General features: G+C 68.8%; 16 protein-coding genes and 1 pseudogene. 5 read left to right on the forward strand and 12 right to left on the reverse strand.

The genetic code is table 11. The features are described 5' to 3' along the window. Both ABT078_RS34980 and ABT078_RS34985 read right to left on the reverse strand, forming a co-directional pair. On the reverse strand, positions 1 to 344 hold a 344-nt coding region (locus ABT078_RS34980; RefSeq protein WP_351235084.1), incomplete at its 3' end, for a hypothetical protein. 213 nt (positions 345 to 557) lie between these two features. Further along, the gene (locus ABT078_RS34985; protein ID WP_351235086.1) at positions 558 to 767 is read right to left on the reverse strand and encodes a hypothetical protein; all 210 of its coding nucleotides are present in this window, start codon (positions 765 to 767) and stop codon (positions 558 to 560) included. A gap of 156 nt (positions 768 to 923) precedes the next feature. Between ABT078_RS34985 and ABT078_RS34990 the strand changes: the two genes are divergently transcribed. Further along, the gene (locus ABT078_RS34990) at positions 924 to 1,877 is read left to right on the forward strand and encodes a GNAT family N-acetyltransferase (protein WP_351235088.1); all 954 of its coding nucleotides are present in this window, start codon (positions 924 to 926) and stop codon (positions 1,875 to 1,877) included. Positions 1,878 to 2,153: 276 nt separating this feature from the next. Further along, complete coding sequence (locus ABT078_RS34995; RefSeq protein ID WP_351235090.1) at positions 2,154 to 2,756, forward strand: suppressor of fused domain protein; 603 nt, start codon at positions 2,154 to 2,156, stop codon at positions 2,754 to 2,756. A gap of 792 nt (positions 2,757 to 3,548) precedes the next feature. Here ABT078_RS34995 and ABT078_RS35000 read toward each other — a convergent pair. Further along, positions 3,549 to 3,740, reverse strand: a pseudogene (locus ABT078_RS35000) (site-specific integrase); the annotation flags it as partial. Between the two features lie 391 nt (positions 3,741 to 4,131). On the opposite strand from ABT078_RS35000, the gene ABT078_RS35010 reads away from it, so the two are divergent. The 3 genes from ABT078_RS35010 to ABT078_RS35020 all read left to right on the forward strand — a co-directional run bounded on the left by ABT078_RS35010 (position 4,132) and on the right by ABT078_RS35020 (position 6,352). Then, positions 4,132 to 4,824 (forward strand): GntR family transcriptional regulator, encoded by a 693-nt coding sequence (locus ABT078_RS35010; protein WP_351235092.1) that lies wholly within the window; start codon positions 4,132 to 4,134, stop codon positions 4,822 to 4,824. 430 nt (positions 4,825 to 5,254) lie between these two features. Next, positions 5,255 to 5,698 (forward strand): hypothetical protein, encoded by a 444-nt coding sequence (locus ABT078_RS35015; protein WP_351235094.1) that lies wholly within the window; start codon positions 5,255 to 5,257, stop codon positions 5,696 to 5,698. Between the two features lie 240 nt (positions 5,699 to 5,938). Next, positions 5,939 to 6,352, forward strand: coding sequence for a hypothetical protein (locus ABT078_RS35020; protein WP_351235096.1), 414 nt, complete (start codon positions 5,939 to 5,941; stop codon positions 6,350 to 6,352). A gap of 329 nt (positions 6,353 to 6,681) precedes the next feature. On the opposite strand, the gene ABT078_RS35025 is transcribed toward ABT078_RS35020, so the two are convergent. From ABT078_RS35025 to ABT078_RS35065, 9 genes are all read right to left on the reverse strand, one after another. Next, entirely contained in the window at positions 6,682 to 10,470 is a 3,789-nt protein-coding gene (locus ABT078_RS35025) for a S8 family serine peptidase (RefSeq protein ID WP_351235098.1), read from the reverse strand. Between the two features lie 1,393 nt (positions 10,471 to 11,863). Continuing rightward, positions 11,864 to 12,046, reverse strand: a complete 183-nt coding sequence (locus tag ABT078_RS35030) for a formate dehydrogenase subunit delta (RefSeq protein ID WP_351235100.1) — start codon at positions 12,044 to 12,046, stop codon at positions 11,864 to 11,866. Positions 12,047 to 12,077: 31 nt separating this feature from the next. Then, complete coding sequence (fdhF, locus tag ABT078_RS35035; protein WP_351235102.1) at positions 12,078 to 14,894, reverse strand: formate dehydrogenase subunit alpha; 2,817 nt, start codon at positions 14,892 to 14,894, stop codon at positions 12,078 to 12,080. Continuing rightward, positions 14,891 to 16,504 (reverse strand): formate dehydrogenase beta subunit, encoded by a 1,614-nt coding sequence (locus tag ABT078_RS35040; RefSeq protein WP_351235104.1) that lies wholly within the window; start codon positions 16,502 to 16,504, stop codon positions 14,891 to 14,893. The genes fdhF and ABT078_RS35040 overlap by 4 nt, the downstream gene beginning before the upstream one ends. Further along, entirely contained in the window at positions 16,504 to 17,043 is a 540-nt protein-coding gene (locus ABT078_RS35045) for a formate dehydrogenase subunit gamma (RefSeq protein WP_351235106.1), read from the reverse strand. Before ABT078_RS35045 ends, ABT078_RS35040 begins: the two co-directional genes overlap by 1 nt. 208 nt (positions 17,044 to 17,251) lie before the next feature. Further along, entirely contained in the window at positions 17,252 to 18,055 is an 804-nt protein-coding gene (locus ABT078_RS35050) for an acyl-CoA dehydrogenase family protein (RefSeq protein WP_351235108.1), read from the reverse strand. 277 nt (positions 18,056 to 18,332) lie between these two features. Continuing rightward, the gene (locus ABT078_RS35055) at positions 18,333 to 18,884 is read right to left on the reverse strand and encodes a beta-class carbonic anhydrase (protein ID WP_351235110.1); all 552 of its coding nucleotides are present in this window, start codon (positions 18,882 to 18,884) and stop codon (positions 18,333 to 18,335) included. Between the two features lie 205 nt (positions 18,885 to 19,089). Further along, the gene (locus ABT078_RS35060) at positions 19,090 to 20,475 is read right to left on the reverse strand and encodes an OFA family MFS transporter (protein ID WP_351235112.1); all 1,386 of its coding nucleotides are present in this window, start codon (positions 20,473 to 20,475) and stop codon (positions 19,090 to 19,092) included. A 278-nt stretch (positions 20,476 to 20,753) separates the two neighbouring features. After that, positions 20,754 to 23,051 carry an FdhF/YdeP family oxidoreductase gene (locus tag ABT078_RS35065; RefSeq protein ID WP_351235114.1) on the reverse strand — a complete coding sequence of 766 codons (2,298 nt, stop codon included), beginning with the start codon at positions 23,049 to 23,051 and terminating at the stop codon, positions 20,754 to 20,756. Positions 23,052 to 23,115 lie beyond the last annotated feature (64 nt).

Consider the following 23,115-nt stretch of genomic DNA (forward strand, 5'->3'; position numbering starts at 1 on the left):
ACGGGAATGACCGTCCACTCGCCACGGTCCTGACGCTTCAGGAACTTGATGTGCTCGCGGCCCTCGGCAGGTTCCACCGAGACGCTCTCGCGGCCAGTCGGGTCCTTCTCCACAGTGACGCGGTCACCCGTGATCAGGGTGACGTGCTGCCGAGCGAACCGGGACTTTTCGGCAACCTTGCCCTGAGTCGTCGCATCGGTCTGATTGACGGTCCGGTCGGCGTCGTGGGCCATACCGGGAGTGGCGGTCACACCTGCCAACAGCGCTGCGAGAGCAGCCGCCGCCACATACTGCGGCCGGGATCTGTAGACCCTCTGCCGCCACCTGTCGTTCACATGTCTCATGGAGGGACAGCGTGACGCCATCGAAGGGCCAGGTCAGCACCCTCCGCGTGTCCAGCAAGCGACAAGTCACCTCTCCGCCATGGACGATAGGCGGACGAACGACTCTGAATAGGGACGAACTCGATGTTGGACCCGGTAGAGTAGCAGCCCGCCGGATGGATTCCGCCGGGCCGAACACTGCTCCTGACACCTACTTGATGAGGTAGGCCTACATCACGGTCTACTCGAAGGAGTCACCGCGGCGTCCTTCGCGTACGTGCGCAGCGAGACGGCGCCACCCGACGAGTGGTGCGGGGGCTTCACGGTCACGGTCCGCTTGTCACCGGAGCCCTTGACCTTGGCGTCATGCCAGGTCTTGGCGCCGTCGTAGGAGCCGCGGTCCGGCACTTCCTCGTTCCCCTGGAAGTCATCCACAGGTATCACGCCGGTGGATTCGGACTGGGAGCCCGATCGATGCAACGCTCGTAGGCGCTGGGCGTAGGACGATGCGCTTCGCGCGCGTTGTGCTGTCGACTGCCGCAATCGGCGGCCCCGGAAACGGGTCGACGGCTTTGCCGAGCCCTGACACAGTGGCGCACCATGACGAACGTCGAGCTTGTGAACGCCGCGGACGTGCAGCTCATGCAGGGTCTGGCGCAGCGTGTCACCGCCACCCGCCCGGACCTGGTGAACAGCGACGCGACGTTCGGCGAGCTGGCCTGGAACTGGGGCAAGGGGCACGCCGGCGAGGGCGCAAGCTGGCCGCGTCGACTGTGGTTCTCCGGCGGGGATCTGGTGGCGTGGAGCTGGGCTCATCTTCCGCACCAGGTGAGGCGGAGCGACGGGTCGGTGAAGGACGTCACCGGCGCCTATCTGGCGTATCAGGTCCATCCCGACCACGCCGCGCTGGTCGAGGAGGTGATCGACTGGTACGACGGTACGGCGGCGGACATCGAGCGTACGGTGATGCCGAGCGCCGCCGATGAGTTCGCCCTGAAGCGATGGGCGGCGCACGGCTATGAGACCGACCCGGCCTCGCTCGGCGACGCCGGGTACTGGACCCAGCTCAACGAGCGGGACCTCACCGACGTGGAACAGCCGGTCCTGCCGGACGGATTCCGGTTCCGCACCGCCGACGACGCCGGGCCGAAGGCCGCGGTCCAGGCCCATCTGGACGCCTGGGCTCCCTCGACGTACACGGCCGAGGGCTACCAGGGCGTCCGGCAGACGGAGACGTACCGCGGCGACCTGCACATCCTGGTGGAGGCGCCGGACGGAACGATGGCATCCTCGACGATCATGTGGCTCGACGAAGCGAACAAGACCGCTGAGTTCGAGCCGGTCGGGACCCATCCGGACTACCGGCGTCTGGGGCTGGGAAGAGCGATGCTTCTGCACGGGATGCATCTGGCGCGGGCCGTCGGGGCCACTCATGCGACGGTCGCCTGCCTGGGTGCGCCGGGACACCCCAAGGCGCGCGGGCTGTTCCACAGCGTCGGGTTCCGGGAGCTCTCGCGGGACGCGCCGCTGATCAAATCCAAGACCGCGGGCTGAGGACTGGTCGTTCGGGCAGTCGCTGGTCAGGCCACGTTGGCTCGGGCGACGACCTGACGTAGGCGGGTGTCGTCGGTGTGGCGGTTTCGCCAGATGATGCAGCGGCGGATCAGGGTGCCTTGCACTTTGTGGCTGCGGTGGTCGGTACCGTCCGGGGCGACGTAGCGCAGCGCGGTGAAGGGGGTTGAGACTGGTGAGCTCGCATGTTGAGGTGCCGCGTATTCGTAGCTGGCGTCGGCAGCCCCATGACGCTGAGTGAGCCGTCAGGGGCGGTCGATGGCGGTCTGGGATGATCGCGCAGTGAGTGATGCGAGGGTGCTGGCCGCGGAGGCTGTTGAGTCACATGTCCGGGCGTTCTTCGAGGGGCACTCTGTGGAGGTCGTCGACTACGACCTCGGGCCGGAACGGCGAGCGGTGGTGCCCGATCTGCGAGTTCTCGTTGTGGGTCCCGGTCCCCGCAGCGACAGCTGGGCCTATGTGACCGCTGGGTGCTGGGCCGCGATGGAGAAGGACGGTCATGGACTTGAGTTCATCATGACCGCCCACGTCCGCGACCAGCGGTTCATCGAGCTCATGGCGGTGATCGCCTACTACCACTGCGGAGGACATCAGCTCGACCTGGAGCACAGCATGCCGATCGGTGAACCGTGGGTGCCGCGTTCAACCTGCGATCACCTGTTGATCAGCCTGCCCTATCTCCACGGACCCGACCTGGAACACTGTCCCGTTCCCGGGGGCCACGCCCGCATCCTGTGGACCCTGCCCGTGACAACAGCTGAGATTGAGTTCCGCAGGCGTCACGGGCACGAGGCGTTGGAGCAGCTCTTCGACGAGGCAGAGATCATCCCCACCGATCCTTTCAGGGCGTCGGTCGCCTGAGATTCTGGCCTCCGACAGTCACCGTTCGTGGTCGCCGGGGGCGTATCGGCTCCAGGTTCCTCCGGCTTCGGTGACCAGGCGGGTGGCTGTCTTGTCGTGGTAACCGAGCGCCTTCGCGATGACGGGGGCCGGGGCCTGGAGGACGAGTTGGCGGGTCGCGGAGGTCCTGCCGCGCTGCGGCGGGACGCCGATCCTTCGCAGGTGAACTTGAAGCCTGACCGGATTCATCGGCTGTCCGGGCTGGCGGCCAGGGAAGAGCCACTGTGAGCTTCTGCTGCTGGCGTAGGGCAGGTGCTGGCAGGACTGGACGTATGCCCGCATGAGGCCTGCGACGGGCTCCGGAAGCGGGGACGGCGGGTCTCCCAGCCGGACGGTGACGGTGGCCCCGTCGTCGATGACGTCGTCGACAGTGAGGCGGACGATGCGGGTGACGGGTTGCGCGTAGAGGAGAACGAGCGCAGCGGCGACCCGGGCCCGCAGGGGCAGGGAGTCGTCGTTGAGGGTCCGCCTGAGAATGGCGAGTCGGCGGTGCTGGTGCAGCGGCGCTTGGTCCTGGTTGATGACCTGGGGTGGCAGGGTGAGGCGGGGCATCCGGCTCGTCTTCATGCACCAGCGCAGGAACGTCTGGGCCGGGCGCCGGTTGGCCAACTTCTCGGTGTGCCAGGCGTCGAGGTCGGCCTGCTGGCAGTGTTCGAGGGTGCGGCCTCGGTCGGCGAGCCAGGCAAGGAAGGCGCCGGCCTGGGCATCAGCATCAGGAACAGGCTCTTCACTGCGGCCAGCCCACGCGCCCGTCGGACTGACGTCGCGCGGCGAGACCACCTTGCCAGGCCCCGGCCGGCGGTGCGTGACGAACACCGGGCCGCGGGCGCGGCCGCGCAGCAGGCGGGGCACCAGCCGGGCGGTTTCGGCGTCCCGGTAGACCGTCTCCAGCACGAAGTCCTCCCGGGCACGCCCGCCACGGCGGCGGACCGCGGCGCCCTTGGACGGCGCTGTCGGGTCCGATACCGACGATCTCCAGCAGTTGCGGACGGTGTGCGCGGACGGCCCGAACTCGTCGATGAGGATGACGACTTCGGGCTGGCCCTCGCGTGGTTGTGCCTGCCCGTCGGCGATCGCGTGGAGCCGCTCGATCCGGGCCTTCGCTGCGAACCCGGGACGGTCGAGCCCTTCCATGTCTTCCGGCGTTGAAAGGTGACGCCTTCCTCGCGGAGCAGGATGCGTAGCCCCTCGTGGCGGTAGCCGAGGGTGCACATCCCGGCAAGCCAGACCTCGAACAGTTCCCAGGACGCAGCATCTGAGGCATCGAATGTAGATTCCATACAAAAATCTGTATGCTGTCCCCGTCATCACTCCACTGCAGTCCCTGAGGGGGCCCATGCGCGACATACGCTCCGCGGCAGCCGGTGTGCGGGTCACCCGGCCGGTCCCGCTTCGTCAGGCCGTCTACGAGACCCTGATCGAACTGATCGTCAACGGCTCCCTCACACCCGGCCAGCACCTGGTCGAGTCCGAGCTCGCCGAGCAACTGGGCGTGAGCCGCCAGCCGGTACGCGAGGCCCTGCAGCGACTGCAGACCGACGGCTGGGTCGACCTGCGGCCGGCCCAGGGCGCCTTCGTCCACTCCCCCACCCCGGAAGAGGCCACCCAACTCCTCAGCGTCCGTGCCGTACTGGAAACCCACTCCGCGCACGGCGCCGCGCTCCACGCCACCGAGCAGGACGTGACCCGGCTGTGGGAGCTCCAGGAGGCCGGGATCGCGGCCCTGACGGCCGACGACGCACGCGGCATCGTCGAAGCCAACGCCGCCCTGCACGGCTTCATCACCCAACTGTCCCGCAACAAGGTCCTGGCCGAGCTCATCCGCCAGGTGGACCGACGGGTGCGTTGGTACTACATGCCCATCGCCCGGCCCCGCGGCAAGGACGCCTGGAACGAGCACGCCACCCTCATCAACGCCATCGCCGAAGGTGACGCCGAGCGTTCCGAGCAGTTGATGCGCCGTCACACCCAGAACACGACCGACTTCTACTGCCGGCAGATCGCCGCCGCGGCCGCCCTGCGTACATAGCCGAGAGTGGGCGAGGCCGGCCGGTGCAGGGAGCGCACCCGCACCCCACCGACCGTCCCCCGCCGCGTACTGCGGGTCGCGTCAGAGTGGGTCGGGCCGGGCCGGGTGAGGTCGGGTCACCCGAAGGGGACGGCCGGCTCGGCCCTGTGGACCGGGCGGTAGTTCTGCGCGCTGATCTCCCGAAGTAGCCGTCGCAGGGTGCGCGAGATCTCCTTCAAGTGGCGCCCAGCCGATCGGCCGCGGTCACGGAAGCGAGTGCGCCTGGCTGCCCCTGCCGCCTTGATCCGCCACACCAGCCGATGAGCCAGCCCGATTCGCTGCCCAGCGTAAGGGGCCATGATCTCTCGCCCCATGGCAGCTCCAGCCCAAAGCCGCTACACCGACCTGGACCGTCGCGGCCGCTGTCAGTGCCGCCGTACACAATGCGCCCATGAGTGATCGCTACGAAGTCGTCTTCTCCTGCTTCTTGCGCGACGACACCCCAGCGTCGGTTATGACGGCCTTGCGCTGGCATCTGGGCATGGATGCCGAGTACCCCGAGGATCTCGACGACGAGGACGGACAGCTCTACCCGCTACTCGCTCCAGACAACTACAACAACAGTCGTCTGCCCGGCGGGGACGTCGCGTCCTTGCGCCGCACAGTGCAGGAGTTCACCTCGTCCGGCGAGCGGCATGAGTGGGAGCTCTTCGCACGCAAAGACTGGGTCGACGACTCCATGCTCTACCTCCGTGACCTCTTGGACCTGCTCGCCCCACATGTGGCGAGTCCCGGCTACGGGGGGCACTTCCGCGACATCGACGGCACGGCGCTGACCGTCTTCACCTTCCGCGACGGTACGTACGAACCCATTGAGATCCCCTGGGGGTATTGACCGGCCATGACACTCGGATGGGGCTTCGTGCCCCTGGCGTGCCCGATCCTGCGGGACACAGCGGGGACTCCCGGGGAACAGCGGCATCGGTCGCGCGCCGACCCAGGTCAAGGAGTTGCCAGGTCAGCCGCCATCCGCATACGTGGTCTTCCAAACTGGGGCTTCATGACCCGGTGCACCAGCCCTTGCCTGAGCCATTGACGGTTGCCATTCCTTCTCAACGGATGGCGATACTCCCTCATGAGCAGATTTGCCGAAGTCATCGTGCTGGCCAGCGACGAAGCAGAGACCATGGAGCCGCTGACCCGCCCAGACGACAGTCGAGAGTGGTCAGGATGTTTCACCGATATCGGGCAGGGCATGTTCGGCGGCTGGGCCATTGAGTTCGTGAGGCGGTCCAGATGGATCGGATTGCTGGACCACCTTGAGTCGTTGCCCTGGAAATCACCCCACTCGGTACAGGTGCTCGTTCACGATGAGGAGGACGAGTGCTTCGGCCTATGGATGATCCACGACGGCCGACTGGTGGAGGTACCTCTGCCGCGCACCCGCCGGGCGTTCTGGCCGAACTCCTTCACAGGTGAGATTGATCCGGACTCCCCCGGAATCCTCATTCGCACAGACGGACCCGGCGGCTGGCCTGAGGGGGGCTAAGCGTGACATGGCGGGGGTGCTCGTGGGCTGGTCGACCACTGGTCGCTGTACAGCAGCGCCGTACCGCAACCCCCGCAACCGCGCCCGTCCACTACCGTCCCGCCAGGGCTTCAAGCGACCGGAATGACCGTCGCTGACTGATCCGGCTAGATCTACGGATCAGATGTTCCCCGTGCCACAACCGCGCCAGATCGGGCGGGGAGCCACGGGGAACTGCGGTCGCCGACGGCGCGAGCAACGACGAAACGACGGGTGCCGGGGGTTGTCCCCCGGCACCCGCCGCGATGGTCCGGCCGGTGCCTCCGCGGGGTTCCCGCGGAGGCGCTTGCTCACTTGCCGAGCAGGTAGGCCCGTTCCACGGTCTGGGTGACCGTGTTGCCCGCGTTGTCGGAGGCCGTGACCCGCAGGGTCACGTACGCGCCCTGCCGGTGGTCGCCCGGCCGCTCGATGGTGGCGGTGAACCTGTTGTGGCCGCGGTCCTTGACGTGGACCTGCCCCTTCCAGGTCTTGCCGTCGTCGAAGGACGCCTCGACCTTGAGCTTGGTCCCGGCGGGGGCGGCGAGCCCGTCCTGGTGCCGCACCGTCAGGTCGAGGTCGTGCCGGCTCCCGCCGCGTACCGTGTTCCACAGGTCGGCCGGGACCCCGTAGTCGACCTGGAGCAGGGGCAGCAGCGTGTCCTTCGCCGCGGTGTCCGAACGGAACGTCCAGGACGTGGCGGTCTTCGTACCGGTCTGCCAGTACTCGGTCTCGCGCTCGGTCGTCAGGTCCAGGCGGTAGCCGGCCTCTCCGGCGGGAACTGCGAAGTTCCCCCAGGCGCCTGCGGACTCGCCCACCTTCTTGCCGTCGCGGTGGAGGACGGCCGCCACAGTGTCACCGCGGGGGTAGGTCGGTTCGTCCATCGTCCCGGGCGTTCCAACCCTCCCGATACCTCCCCCGGTGGAGGGAACCTGCTTGCGGGCCCAGTGGCCGGCCACCGCGTCGGTGTACTCCGGGATCGCCAGGCTGAGGACGTCACCGTTGCGGACGGAGGGACTGCTCCAGCCGCGCGGGATGGACGGCCGGACCACTGCCTTGTACCACTCCTCCTTGGCCTTCTCGCCCGTCGCGAAGGTGCGGGGGGCGTCCCGCAGGCCCGACCGCAGCGCGCCGCCGTAGAACAGGTCGGGGCCGGGGATGAAGTCGACGTAGTGCATCCACTGCGTGTCGCCGGAGGTGACGTACTCGGTGCGGGTCATGCCCGTCGGCACCCAGCGCGAGGTCTCCCAGGCGACCTTCGCGTAGGGGCGCCAGCTGAAGCGCTGTTCGCTGGTCCAGTGCAGTGCGCCGTTGTTCGTGTAGGACGCCTTCACCTGCGCGGTGTTGCGGTCCGAGACGGTGTACGTCACGTCCTGGGGGATCTGCTGCTCCCAGTTCGCCGCGATGTCGTACAGGTACGGGCTCTCGACCGTCCCGGAGATGTCGATGACGGCCTTGTTCTTCTTCATGTACTGCAGCAGCTTGGCGCCGTCGGCCGCGGTCATCCTCACCACGGGGACGGCGGAGCGCGTGTCCGTCGGCTTCCAGCGAGTCCAGGCGATGAGCCCCTCGGGCAGCACGATCGCGATGCCCTTGGCGCCCGCCTTCGCGGCGATATCCGCGAGGTCGTACCCGTCCTGCGCAAAATCGTCGCGGATGACGGCGAGCTTGCCCCGCACGGTGCCGGGCCGCAGGTCGGGGTTCTCCCTGGTCCCCGCGTCCACGGCGGTGAGCCGCTCCCCCTCGGGGTTGAACGGCGTGGACTGCTTGGCGTAGTACGGCTTCAGGTCGATGTCCGCGCCGCGGACCTCGGTCCTGAGTTCGGGAGCCGTCATCTCCCAGCGGGAGTTGAACTCGAACTCGCCCTCGGTGACCTTGGACGTGGGGTTCACGTACAGGTCCACGGCCCCGCCGCCGTCCTCGTAGTAGATGCCCAGGGTCTGCTCCGCCCCGTCGATCTTCCGGTACATCTGGTACGTCACGTTGTTGCGCCGCTCTGCGGGCTTGGGCGTCTGCACGCGCACCCGCTTGGCCTCACGCGCGTCCAGGGTCACGGTCGTGTCCTTGGTGACCTTCACCTGGGGCTCGACGACCTGGATCAACCGGACGCCGTCGCCCGAGTCCTCCGCCTGCGTGCCGCCGACCAGGTACGTACCTTCCTCCACCTCGGCGACCAGGGGGTCCCAGCTGGTGAGCCGGACTTCCGTGTCCCCTCCGAAGACGTCCAACAAGGCCCACCCCGTGGGCTCCCCGCTCGGTCCGTGGGACTCGATGGTGAGCTTGTGCATCGGGGCGCGCACAGCCAGGCTGACGGTGGTGTGGACCGACACGCCGTCGGAGGACGTGGCGGTGACGTAGCCGTAGTAGGAGCCGCGGCCCGCCTTCGCGGGGTCGATGCCGACCGGAACCTCCGCGGTCGCCCCCGGGGCGAGTCGGACCGTGTCGGCGCCCAGAGCCAGCGCCGACGCGGGGAGTTCCCTGCCACCCTTGGTCGCCAGTGCGGCCCGCAGGCTCAGCGAGACCTCATTGTCGGAGTGGTTCGTGTAGCGGACCACGCCGGCCCGCTCCACCGGGGATCCGTCCCTGTCGAACGGGCCCAGGACGATCGTGCCGGTGGCGGTGACGGGGGCGGTGACCGCCGCCTTGACGTCGACGCGGCCGCCGCCCTGCTCGGTCGGCACCTGGCCGGACACCGTACGCGACGTGCTGATCAGCGCGTCCTTGAGCTGCTCGGCTCCCCACTCGGGGTGCTGCCCGGCGAGCAGCGCCGCCGCACCCGCCACATGAGGCGTGGCCATCGAAGTGCCGTCCGCCGCGACGTAGTGGTCGCCGACCGGCGTGCCCATGGTCGTACCCGCGGCGCGCGCGGCGACGATCCCGACGCCCGGAGCCGTGATGTCCGGCTTGGCCGCCTTGTCGCCCAAGCGCGGACCGCGGCTCGAGAAGGAGGCCAGCGCATCGTCACGGTCGACGGCGCCGACGGTGAGGGCGGCGTCGGCCGCACCGGGCGACCCGACCGTCATCTCGCCCCTCTGACCGGAGTTGCCGGCGGCGACGACAAAGAGCGCCCCGCTGCTGCGAGAGATCTCGTTGACCGCCAGGCTCATGGGATCGGTGCCGTCGGTCTCCATGTCCGCGCCCAGGCTCATGTTGACGACCTTGGCGCCTTGGCCCGCGGCCCACTCCATACCCGCGATGACCTGGGACTCACTGCCGTAGCCGTCGTCCCCGAGCACCTTGCCGATCAGCAGGTCCGCGCCGGGCGCGACGCCCTTGCGCAGACCCTCGGAGGCAGCCCCGCTGCCGCCGGCGGTGGCGGCGACGTGCGTGCCGTGGCCGAAGCGGTCCTCGGTCGAGCCGCTGTCGGAGAAGTCCTTCGCCTCGGACACGCGACCCGCGAGGTCGGGATGGCTCTGGTCGGCGCCGGTGTCCAGGACCGCGACCTTGACGCCCTCGCCGTGGTACCCGGCAGCCCATGCAGCCGGCGCGTTGATCTGCGCGGTGCTGCGGTCCAGCGTGGGACGCACCTTGTGGTCCAGCCAGATCTTCGGAGTCCCGGCCGCCGCGCTCGCCACGGACGCGCCCGCCGCAGGTGCGAGCTGCTTCCAGAAGGCGGCCAGATCGTCGTCGGCGACGCGCAGCGCCTGGGCGTCGATGCTCGACAGTTGCCGCGGCTCGCCGGAGCCCTCGTGGAACTCAGCAAGCGCGTCCACCCGCTTGACCGCCGCACGCGCCGAACCCTTGGGCGCGGACACGATCAGAGGCAGGGCCTCGGCGTGCGCCTCGTCGTACCCCTGGGCGATGAGCCCTGCGACGTCGAAGAGCCCCGCATCCAGCCGCTCCGTGCGGACCAGCATCGCCGCGTCGGAAGGCAGGACCGTCAGGGCGCCGTCCTTCTCGCTGATCTGGAAGAAGACGTTCTCGCGGCCCGGTGCACGCTGCACCGAGGCCGTCTTCTTGCCGTTCGGCGCGTCGCTGACGGTGACCAGGTCGCCGGTGATCAATCGTACGGTATTCGTGCGGTCGTGCGGTGCCGGCGTGCGTGCCTCGGTCCCCTGCGGGGACTGGGCGGCGACGGGCGTGATCACACTCGTCGCCACCATCGCCGACATCGAAGTCACCGCCCAAAGGCGGATCCGTCTCATTGGTGTTTACAGCCTTTCAGTTGTCCCAACATCTGGGCAAAGCACCTGTGCGGAGGCGTTATGACCGCACAGATCCGGGGCGTCTCACCCCGGGCACAGGAGACGAACGGCATCCGGCCTCGACATGAACCTCGACCGAATCGGCCGCCCTTCCGCACGCCACGTGTCCGCTCGTCGGCGTGTGTTGAGCCGGTGAGCGGAGAGGTGTCGGCGATGTCCCAGGCGAGAGACGGGCCAGGGCACGGAATCGCCGCCGCTTTCGACCGCAGTCGACGGCGTTACAGGTTCGACCGAGACCGACCGGGACTGCCGACCTGCACGGCCGGCACACCTTCGGCAATCAGCATTGATCCTGTCGATGTCGCCGCCGTCAGGCGGTCCCTTGCCATGACAAAAACCCCTCCGTACACCTGTGGTTCGCCGCCCGTCCGGAATCATCCGCCACGCAGACGGGGCCTGCCACCTCCCCTTGGTGGCACAAACACGCCATGTCCAGACTGCGACACGCGTCGCCTGCGCCGCCTTCAGGCAGTTCAGCGCGGTGCGGTACGAGAGGTTGAAGGGTGCCCGCCCAGGTGGTCACGCGAGTTGATCACGCGGGGAGCAGGGCCCGAGGGTGTACTCGATGACGCGAACCCGGCTCACGGCGGTCGCGGTCGCCGGTGGCCACGATCTCGGACAAGTAGGAGCCGTCGCCGACGGCTTCAACGACTCGGAGCACGACGTTGTTGCGGACGCGCCACAACAGGTCCGCGCCCGTGTCGGAGGCGGCCGCAGCGCGAAGCCGGTGATGCCGCGGTCGGCCATCAGCAGCATCCCCGGCTCGAGCCGGCCAAGCAGCCCTGGAATCAGCTGCTGCTCGCACACACAAAGCGGACCGGTCGCCGCGGCGAACACCGCATACGTCCCGCATTCCACCGGCGCGGCAACCCTCACCAGCGGATACGCACTGCGCTGCTGTCCCCGGCCCGGACCGGGCCGGCCCCAAGAAGGCGCCGTTCGCATTGGTGTCCGGCACATCGAAGACAGTGCCGTCCCCGCGACCAGTCGCCACCGCCGAGATCAGGCAACGGCCATGTCCGGCGCGGCCACCGGTCGGCACACCCGCGCGAACAACACCTTCAACGGCTCCGGCCCCAGCCACCGCCGGACCCGGCCGATCGCCGCCGCCGTCGGCACCCCCCACGGCTTCTCCCACTGCCGCACCGCGCAGCCTCCCACGCACGCAAGAGTGCCTCCTGAGTCGGACCGCCGGATTCTGCCGATCGAATCACGTCGTCCACTCAGAAGGCACTCTTGCGTTTCACTCACCACCCCGCAGAGGCAGTTCCGCGGGAGGCGGCCCCTCCCGTCAGCGCAGGAGCTTCACCGCGTCGACCACCAAGGGATCCAGCCCGTCCGCACCGGCGTCGACGAGCGCGAGCAGCCGGGTGCGCATGCGCGGGTCCCAGAACCTGCCGATGTGTCCGGCGATTTCCTCGGCCGCCAGCCCACCCGGCAGATGCCCGAGGTTCGCGGCGATGTCGTTGGCCATCCTGCGCTCCGACGGCGCGCCGCCTGCCATCTCAGTCCACCACCGTGAGTACGTCGGCCTCGGCGTGTTCCGTGTCGCCGCGCTGGAGCGGGTGCTCGAGCCCCACCTGCACGGCGGTCACCTTGTACTCGGGACAGTTGGTCGCCCAGTCCGAGTTCTCCGTGGTCACCACGTTGGCGCCGGTCACGGGGTGGTGGAACGTGGTGTACACGACCCCGGCCGGCATCCGGTCGGAGATCTCCGCGCGCAGCGTGGTCCGCCCGACGCGGCTGGCCAGCGTCACCCGGTCGCCGTCGGTGATGCCGCGGACCTCGGCGTCGTGCGGATGCAGCTCCAGCACGTCCTCGGGATGCCAGGCGACGTTGCCGGTGCGGCGCGTCTGCGCCCCGACGTTGTACTGGCTGAGGATCCGCCCCGTCGTCAGCACCAGCGGGAACCGCCTGGTGCTGCGCTCGTTCGTCGGCACATAGGACGTGACGACGAACTTGCCCTTGCCCCGGACGAATTCGTCCACGTGCATGATCGGCGTGCCTTCCGGAGCGGACTCGTTGCACGGCCACTGGACGCTGCCGAGCTTGTCCAGCACCTCGAAGGACACGCCGGTGAAGGTGGGCGTGACCGTGGCGATCTCGTCCATGATCTGGCTCGGACGGTCGTAGGACATGGGGTAGCCCATGGCGGTGGCGATCTCGCTGACGATCTGCCACTCGTGCTTGCCCGTCTTGGGCTTCATCACCGCGCGCACCCGGTTGATCCGGCGTTCGGCGTTGGTGAACGTGCCGTCCTTCTCCAGGAACGACGCACCGGGCAGGAACACATGCGCGAACTTGGCCGTCTCGTTGAGGAACAGGTCCTGGACGACGACCAGTTCCATGGCCTCCAGTGCCGCGGTGACGTGCTTGAGGTTGGGGTCGGACTGGGCGATGTCCTCGCCGTGGACGAACAGGCCGCGGAAGGTTCCGTCGATCGCCGCGTCGAACATGTTCGGGATCCGCAGCCCGGGCTCGGCAAGGATGGTGCCGCCCCAGAGGTTCTCGAAGACGTTGCGCACGGCGTCGTCGGAGACGTGCCGGTAGCCGGGCAGCTCGTGCGGGAACGAGCCCATGTCGCAGGAGCCCTGCACGTTGTTCTGGCCACGCAGCGGGTTCACACCGACGCCGTCGCGGCCGATGTTGCCGCACGCCATCGCGAGGTTGGCCATGCCCATGACCATGGTCGAGCCCTGGCTGTGCTCGGTGACGCCGAGGCCGTAGTAGATGGCTCCGTTGGGTGCCTGCGCGTACAGCCGTGCCGCGGCCCGCAGTTCGTCGGCCGGGACGCCGGTGATCGGTTCGGCCGCCTCCGGGCTGTTCTCCGGGTGAGCGATGAATTCCGCCCACTCGTCGAAGCCCTCGCAGCGCTGCTCCACGAAGGAGCGGTCGACCAGGCCCTCGGTGACGACCACGTGCGCCATGGCGTTGACCACGGCGACGTTCGTGCTCGGCCTGAGCTGGAGGTGGTGCTGGGCCTGGATGTGCGGAGAGCGCACCAGGTCGATGCGGCGCGGGTCCACCACGATGAGCTTCGCGCCCTCGCGCAGCCGTCGCTTCATCCGCGAGGCGAACACCGGGTGCCCGTCGGTGGGGTTCGCACCGATCACCATGATCACATCGGCCTGCGCCACCGACTTGAAGTCCTGGGTGCCGGCCGACTCGCCGAAGGTCTGCTTGAGTCCGTACCCCGTCGGGGAGTGGCAGACCCGGGCGCAGGTGTCCACGTTGTTATTGCCGAACGCCGCGCGCACCATCTTCTGGACGACGTAGACCTCTTCGTTCGTGCACCTCGACGAGGTGATGGCGCCGATCGAACTCGATCCGTACGTGCCCTGGATCTCGCGCATCCTCCTGGCGACCGTGCCGATCGCCTCGTCCCACTCGACCTCGCGCCAGGGATCGGTGATCTTGTCGCGGACCATGGGCTTGAGCACCCGGTCGGGGTGCGTCGCGTAGCCGAAGGCGAACCTGCCCTTCACACAGGAGTGGCCCTCGTTCGCGCCACCGTCCTTGTAGGGCACCATGCGCACCAGCTCGTCGCCGCGCAGCTCGGCCTTGAACGAGCAGCCGACACCGCAGTACGCGCAGGTGGTGATCACCGAACGGGTCGGCATGCCGAGCTCGACGACCGACTTCTCCTGCAGCGTCGACGTCGGGCAGGCCTGTACGCAGGCCCCGCAGGAGACGCACTCGGAGTCCATGAACGTCTCACCGGCGCCCGCCGAGACCTTGGAGTCGAAGCCGCGCCCCTCGATGGTGAGCGCGAACGTGCCCTGCACCTCGCCGCATGCCCGGACGCAGCGGGAGCAGGCGATGCACTTGGACGGGTCGAAGTCGAAGTACGGGTTGGACGTGTCCTTCTCGGCGTCGAGGTGGTTCTCGCCCTCGTAGCCGTACCGGACCTGCCGCAGCCCGACCACGCCGGCCATGTCCTGCAGCTCGCAGTCGCCGTTGGCCGGGCAGGTGAGGCAGTCCAGCGGATGGTCGGAGATGTAGAGCTCCATGACGCCCTGGCGGAGCTTCTCCACCTTCGGTGTCTGCGTGCTGACCCGCATCCCGTCCGCCACCGGCGTGGTGCAGGACGCGGGGGTGCCCCGCCGGCCGTCGATCTCCACCACGCACAGCCGGCAGGAGCCGAACGGCTCGAGGCTGTCGGTGGCACACAGTTTGGGGATGTCGATGCCGGCCAGCGCGGCGGCGCGCATCACCGACGTGCCCTCCGGCACGGTCACCGGAAGCCCGTCCACCTCCACCGAGACGGTCGGCTCGCCGGGCCTCTCCGGGGTGCCGAAGTCGGGTTCCTTGAGCAGTGTCATGCCGTGCCCTCCGTCCTCACGCGAGTCGCTTGTACGGGTTGGATCTCCAGGCTGCGACGGCCGCCGAGGAAATCGTCAGGGAAGTGAGCGATGGCACTGCGTACGGGCATCGGCGTCAGACCGCCCATCGCGCACAGCGAGCCATCGGTCATCAGGTCGCACAGGTCCTCGAGCAGGGCGAGATTCTCGTCCCGGTGCTGACCGGCCACGATCTTGTCGATCACCTCGACGCCACGGACGGAGCCGACCCTGCACGGTGTGCACTTGCCGCAGGACTCCTCGGCGCAGAACTCCATCGCGAAGCGCGCCTGGGCGGCCATGTCGACGGTGTCGTCGAACACGACGATGCCACCGTGGCCGACCATCGCGCCGGCCGCGGCGAAGGCTTCGTAGTCCATCGGCAGGTCGAACATCGACGTCGGCAGGTAGGCCCCGAGCGGACCACCGACCTGCACCGTACGCACCGGGCGCCCGGAGTGGGTCCCGCCGCCGTAGTCCTCGACGAGTTCGCGCAGCGTGACACCGAACGCCGTCTCCACGATGCCGCCGCGCGCGATGTTGCCACCGAGCTGGAACACCTGGGTGCCGCGCGACCGCTCGACGCCGAGCTCCTGGTACGCCTTCGCCCCGTTCGCCATGACGACGGGCACGGTGGCCAGGGTGAGGACGTTGTTCACCACGGTCGGTCTGCCGAAAAGGCCCTCGATCGCGGGGATCGGCGGCTTGGCGCGGACCGTGCCCCGCTTGCCCTCGAGGCTCTCCAGCATGGAGGTCTCCTCACCGCAGATGTACGCGCCGGCGCCGACGCGGACGTGCAGGTCGAAGGTGAGCTCCGAGCCGAGGATGCCGGTCCCGAGCCATCCCCGCTCGCGCGCGATCTCGATCGCCGCGCGCATGGTGGCGACCGCGTCGGGGTACTCCGAGCGGATGTAGATGTAGCCCTCGGTCGCGCCGACCGCGTGGGCGGCGATGGTCATGCCCTCGATGAGCATGAAGGGGTCGCCCTCCATGACCATGCGGTCGGCGAAGGTCCCGCTGTCGCCCTCGTCGGCGTTGCAGCAGACGAACTTGAGCTCGTCGGCGCACTCGAGCACGGTCTTCCACTTGACGCCTGCCGGGAAGCCCGCGCCACCGCGGCCACGCAGGCCGGAGTCGGTGACCTCGGTGACCACGTTCGCGGACGGGAGCTGCAGGGCGATGCGCAGCCCGACCAGGCCGCCGTGCCGCACATAGTCTTCCGGCGACAGCGGGTCGGTCACGCCGATCCTGGCGAAGGTGACCCGTGTCTGGCGTGCCAGCCAGGGCAGTTCGTCCACGACACCGAGCCGCAGCGGATGGTCCGCTCCCTCGAGCATGCCGGCGGCCAGGAGGCCCGGCACGTCCTCGGGCGCCACCGGCCCGTAGCCGACGCGGCCGTTCGGCGTCACCACCTCGACCAGTGGCTCCAGCCACAGCATGCCGCGTGATCCGTTGCGGACCACGTCGACGGCGAAGTCCCCGGCGGCCGCAGCGCGTTGCAGGGCGTCGGCGACCTCGTCCGCGCCGACGGACCTGGCCGCCGAGTCGCGGGGGACGTAGACCGTCACCGCGCAGTCCGAAGAGTCCTTCATCACGACACCGTCCCCTTGAGGATCGAGCCCAACCGGGCCGTGTCCACTCGTCCGTACAGTCGGCCGTTCACCTCTACCGCCGGTCCGAGAGCGCAGTTGCCGAGGCAGAAGACCTGCTCGACGGTGACCGAGCCGTCCGCGGTCGTCTCGCCCAGGGAGCATCCGGCCTCGCGGGCGTAGCCAACCAGGCTGCCGGCCCCCAGGGCCTGGCATGCCTCGGCGCGGCATATCCGGACCGTCGTGCGCCCGGCCGGTTCACGGCGGAAATCGTGGTAGAAGGTCACCACTCCGTGGACGTCCGCCCGGGAGAGGTTGAGTTCGTCCGCGAGCACCGGAATCGCCTCTTGCGGCACATGGCCCAACTCGGCCTGAACGGCGTGCAGTATCGGCAGCAGCGAGCCGCGCTGACCCCGATGAGCCGCCACCACCGTCCGGACCACGCTGTCGACCGTCACGTCACTCCCGCTGCTCGTCATGATCGCTCCGCCCTCCGTCACGCGCGGGAGTACGAGCGCGAGATTCCATTTACGGTCCGACAAGATCGAGTCGTGCACATAGGGCCCTTCACCTCTCCTGCGGATGCGCGGGGTTCGTGACCGGCGAACAGAGCCGCGTCGCTTCCCGCCGGTGCCGGCATACAGGCCGACGATACCGCATACAAGCTTCTGTATACAGAATCCCGACCGGCAAACTTTTCACCGAGGACCCGGGCCCCGACAGGGCTTGTCCGCCACCTGCCGACCGGATTCACGACACGAGAAGGGAATCGGCAGGACGGCGAGCGGCCCCGATGGCGGCGGCAGCCACCGAGGGATGGACGGCGGCGGCACCGACGACGGCCTCCAGTTCCAGCACCCACGGCAGGACGGTGCGCAGCACGATGTCGAGCCCGCCGCCGTCCGGTCCGAGCATCGCGTCGGCGGGGACGAGCACCGGGTCGGCGAGGACCGTCGACGTCGCGCTGCCGCACGGCCCTCCCCCGTCCGGTCTGGCCGGGACGAACAGGTCGGAGGCGTGCGCCGGGACCACCCAGAGAGTCAGACCGTCCTGACCGGCGAGCGGCCGGGAGGACCAGACGTAGCTGTCGGCCTCTCCGGCCGCGACCACCTCGTACTTGCGTGCGCGCAGGGCGACCACGCCACCGGAGCGGTCGGCGGTGGAGGGGGTTTCGCGGGGCGCCTGATCCTGCGCGCTGCGCCCGCCGGGGACGCCCTCCGCCAGAGCGAGGCTGCTGAGGTGGCGTCCGGCGGCGATCTCGCCACGGAGCCAGCGGCTGCCGTACGCCTCGACGACGGCGACCGCCGCATAGTGGGACTGGAGCACGGCAGCTGTCGCCGGACAGGCACCGGCCACCTGCGCCACCACCTCGGCGGCATCCGTCAGATCCAGCCCGCCGCCGCCGAGTTCCGCGGAGACGGTGAGTCCGAGCAGTCCGGCCTGACCGAGGGCGGTCACCGAGCCGCGCGGAAACCTCCCCTCCCCGCCAGCCCTTTCCGCGGACGGCGCGACGACGCGGCTCAGCACGTCGGAGAAAGCGGTGCGGTACGACACGGGTGACCCCCTCACGTGTGGTTTCCGGTCTGCTGTCAGGCGGCGGGCAAGCAGGGGGCGCAGCCGGGGAAGACGCCGTGCAAGCTCTCCGGGAGAGCCCTGGGCGACGGCTCGGACCGGCGCTGCGCCGACGACGAGGGCGCCGAACCATCAGGCGCCCTCGCCCTTCGAACAGCTCTCCCAGTCGCCGCTCGAAACGCGCGCCGCGTGATTGCATACAGTATGCCAGAGGGGTTCACGTGTGCGCCAGAACGGAGCCGAATTCGGTCCGGGCAGCTCAGGACTGCGGGTCGATCTCCCGGAGCAGCCCTGACGACACGTCGAAGACGAAGCCCCGGACGTCATCGGTGTGGGGCAGGAACGGCGATGTGCGCACCCTCTGCATCGACTGGCGGACGTCCTGATCGACGTCGCGGAAGGCCTCCACCGCCCACGCCGGTCGCTGTCCGACCTCCAGCTCCAGTTCGTGCCGGAAGTCCTCGGTCAGCTTTTCGAGACCGCAGCCGGTGTGGTGGATGAGGATGACGCTGCGGGTGCCCAGGGCGCGTTGACTGATGGTCAGGGAGCGGATCGTGTCGTCGGTGACCACACCGCCGGCGTTGCGGACGGTGTGACAGTCGCCCAGCTCCAGGCCGAGCGCCGCGTGCAGGTCGAGGCGGGCGTCCATGCAGGCCACGACGGCCACCTGCAGGACGGGGCCGGCGCCCATGCCCGGGTCGGTGAATCCGGCGGCGTAGTGCCGGTTGGCCTCCACGAGACGGTCGATGACCGTCTCGTCGGCCTGGGCGCTGCCGGTGGACGGTGCGGAACGGCGCGTTGATGTCGACATGTTGGGCTACCTCACTCCGGTCTGGTTCGAAAGGGCCATTGATCGCCTCGGGTTGCCTGTGAGGCTGCGCGGGAGTCACGCCGCGACACCACCTCGAGCTCGGCACCACCTCGAGCTCGGCGCCGCCACGGCACACGCCGTCCGCGACGCCCACCGTGCGGTGGGCGTCGCGGACGGCGACATCGGCTACGGGCGCTTCACCGGTTCACCTGACGTCGCCGGCGAACGGCTGCACGTCTGCGGCGCGTCCGGCCCGCGGCCGCCCGGGTGCCCGGAGGAACAGGGCGAGTACGGCGGATGCGAGTCCGACCGAGCCGGCCAGGATGAACGCGCCTTCGTAGTCCCAGGCGGAGACGACGACCGCGCCCATTCCGGAGCCGAGCAGACCGGAGATCAGCTTCGAGCTGTAGACCATGCCGTAGTTGCTGGCGTTGTTGTTCTCACCGAAGTAGTCCGCGGTCATGGCGGCGAACAGCGGGAAGATCGCGCCGCCGCCGAAGCCCGAGACCATCGAGCAGAACAGGAAGAACGGCATACTCCCCATGGAGCCCGAGACCAGCACGCCGAACTGGGCGGACCCCAGCACGATGCACACGATGATGAGCGTGTTGCGCCGGCCGTAGCGATCGGAGATCCAGCCGATCACGCCTCGCCCGGTCCCGTTGACGATCGCCTTGAGCGACATCGCGGTGGCCACGATCCCGCCCGCGAACCCCATGTCCTTGCCGAAGGGGACCTGGAAGGCGATGCCGAAGATGTTGATGCCCGCCGTGCACAGCAGACAGAACCACATCATCCACAGCACCGGCGTCCGGGCCGCCTCCCGCGGGGTGTACTGCTTCACCGCCGGAGGGTTCTTCTCCAGCGCCCGCACGATGCGCGGGTCGTCGGAGACCCTGAGCGGGTCCACGTGGGAGGGCCACCAGTTCTTGGGCGGGTCCTTGAAGAACCAGCCCGCGACGGCGACCACGGCGCAGCAGATCACGCCGACCATGACGAGGACGCCCCGGTAGTTGCTCAGGTCCATGTAGGAGGTGAAGAGAAACACGAACGGCACGGAGCCATAGGCAAAACCGCCGTTGACCAGGCCGGTCTTGCCGCCCTTGCGCTCCGGGTACCACTTGCCGACCATGTTCACGCAGGTCGCGTAGACCAGACCGGCACCGATGCCGCTGAACATGCCGAAGCCGATGTAGGCAACGATGACGTGCGGTGCGTAGGCGAGCGAGACGTAGCCCAGGATCGTGCCGAGGGCGCCCAGCATCATCGCGTTGCGCGCGGGCAGCTTCCCGCTCTCCCGCAGCTGCCCGGCCGGGAAGGCGACGGCGGCCTGGAAGAACACCCAGACACCCATCAGCCAGAAGATGTGCCCGCTGCTCCACAGATGAGCCTGGTGCAGCGTGTCCTCGGCGGATGTGAACGCGTACTCCGATGAGCTGATGCCCAGCATGCCCATCCACGGGAAGAGCACCATGGTCCATCGCGGTCGGCCCATGATGTCCCGGTCGGACTCACCGATCCGGTAGCTTCGCCCGTTTCGATCCGTCACCTCCTTGTAGCGGACTGGCGGCTGGATAGCGATAGTTGTCATGTCGAATCCCCTGCGTCGAAGAACCCTGGCCAGCGCCCCCTGTCCGGTTCTCTTCGTGTCAGGGGCCCGCGGCGGCCACGCCGCGGACCCTGTGCGCCCCATCACGTCATCAGCGAATCTCCTCTACGGGAATCGGGTTCGACGGCTCGGTCCTGCTGTGCGGATGTATACGATATGGAGTAGTCAATATTCGGCGGCAGCCGGAATTCTCGACACTCGCCCGTCCCGCTGTCTAGGGGTGTGCACCAGGTTTCCGTGAACCGGTCGGGGTCCTGTGCTCAGATGCCGGCGACGGCGGGCTCCAGGCGGATCACGATGCCCTTGGAGGTAGGGGTGTTGCTGAGGTCGGCCACGCTGTCCAGCGGCACGAGGACGTTGGTCTCCGGGTAGTACGCGGCAGCGGAGCCCGGTGCCGTCGGATAGGCGACCAGCCGGAAGTCCCGGGCGCGGCGTTCCACCCCGTCCCGCCACACACTGACCAGATCGACGTGGTCACGGTCGGCCAGTCCGAGCGCATCGAGGTCGACCGGGTTCACGAGCACGATCCGGCGGGCGTTGTGGATGCCCCGGTACCGGTCGTTCATCGCGTAAGGGACGGTGTTCCACTGGTCGTGGGAGCGCAGGCTCTGCAACACGAGATGCCCCTTTTGCGGGCGCAGCATCTCGAAGGTGTTGCAGGTGAAGACCGCCTTGCCACTCGTGGTGGGGAACGTTCCGTGATTGACCGGGTTCGGCAGACGGAAGCCGCCCGGCACGGCCACGCGCTCGTTGAAGTCCTCGAAACCCGGCACGACCCTGGAGATCCGGTCCCGGATCGTGCCGTAGTCCGCCTCGAACTCGTCCCAGGGAATGGGCGGTGCGGTGCTGCCGAGGGTCCGGCGGGCCAGCCGGGAGATGATCGCCACCTCGCTGAGCAGCGTGCCGGAGGCCGGCTCGAGACGGCCGCGGGACGCGTGAACTTCGCTCATCGAGTCCTCGACGGTGACGAACTGCTCGCCGCCGGCCTGGATGTCCTTGTCGCTTCGGCCCAACGTGGGCAGGATCAGCGCCGTCTCACCGCAGACCGTGTGGGAGCGGTTCAGCTTGGTCGAGATGTGAGCGGTCAGTCTGCACCGCCGCATCGCCTGTTCGGTGGCCTCGCTGTCGGGCGCGGCCCGCACGAAGTTGCCGGCGACGCCGAGGAAGAACGTCGCCCGCCCGTCGCGCATGGCCCTGATGGAGTCCACCGAGTCCCAGCCGTGCCGGGCCGGCGGGGTGAAGGCGAACTCGCGCCCCAGCGCGTCCAGGAAGTCCTGCGGCATCCGCTCCCAGATGCCCATGGTTCGGTCGCCCTGGACGTTGCTGTGGCCGCGCACCGGACACACACCCGCTCGCGGTCTCCCGATGTTGCCCCGCAGCATGAGGAAGTTGACGACTTCACGGATGGTGGGGACGCCGTGCTTGTGCTGGGTCAGGCCCATCGCCCAGCAGACGATGACGCTCTCGCTCCGCAGCACCCGCTCGTGGACCTCCTCGATCTCCTCGCGGGTCAGCCCGGTGGCGGTGAGGACGTCCTCCCAGACGACCTTTCTGGCGTGCTCGGCGAATTCGGCGAACCCCGTCGTGGACGCCTCGATGAAACCGTGGTCCAGCACGGTCCCGGGCGTGGCGTCCTCGGCCTCCAGCAGCAGCATGTTCAACGCCTGGAAGAGCGCGAGGTCGCCACCGGGGCGGATCTGGAGGAACTGATCGGCGATGGGGGTGCCACGGCCGACCAGGCCGCGAGGCTTTTGCGGGTGCTTGAACCGGATCAGCCCGGCCTCGGGCAGCGGGTTCACGGCGACGACGTGGCCGCCGTTGCGTTTGGTCTCCTCCAGGGCAGAGAGCATCCGCGGGTGGTTGGTGCCGGGGTTCTGACCCACGACGAAGACCAGGTCCGCGTGGTGGATGTCGTCCAGGCCGACGCTGCCCTTGCCGATGCCGAGGGTCTCCTGGAGGGCGACGCCGCTGGACTCGTGGCACATGTTGCTGCAGTCGGGCAGGTTGTTGGTGCCGTAGGCGCGGGCGAACAACTGGAGCAGGAACGCGGCCTCGTTGGGCAGCCGGCCCGAGGTGTAGAAGAGGGCTTCGTCCGGGGACTCCAGCCGGCGGAGCTCCTGGGCGAGCAGGTCGATCGCGTCGTCCCAGCCGATCGGTTCGTAGTGGCCCGAACCGGGCCGCTTGACCATGGGTTCGGTGAGCCGGCCCTGCTGATTGAGCCAGTAGTCGGACTTCTGGGCGAGCTCCCGGATCGAGTGCTCACGGAAGAAGTCGGCGCTCACCCGGCGCGAGGTCGCCTCGTCGGCGATGTGCTTCGCGCCGTTCTCGCAGTACTCGTTCATGTGCCGCTGCCCCGCCGCGGGTTCCGGCCAGGCGCAGCCAGGGCAGTCGAAGCCCTTGGTCTGATTGATGTTCAGCAGGGTCAGCGCGGTCCGCCGGACCGAGGTCTGGCCCAGGGAGTACTGGATCGCGTGCGTCACCGCAGGCAGTCCGGTCGCCCAGGTCTTGGGCGGGGTGACCTCCAGACGATCGTCTGTCGGGTCTTCGATGGTGCTCATGGTCGTGCCTGTGCCTTTCTGCAGTTCTCTCGTGCACACGGCGGGTTCGATGCCGCCGCGGGCG

The sequence above is a fragment of the Streptomyces sp. NPDC002133 genome, from assembly GCF_040296405.1.
GTDB lineage: Bacteria > Actinomycetota > Actinomycetes > Streptomycetales > Streptomycetaceae > Streptomyces.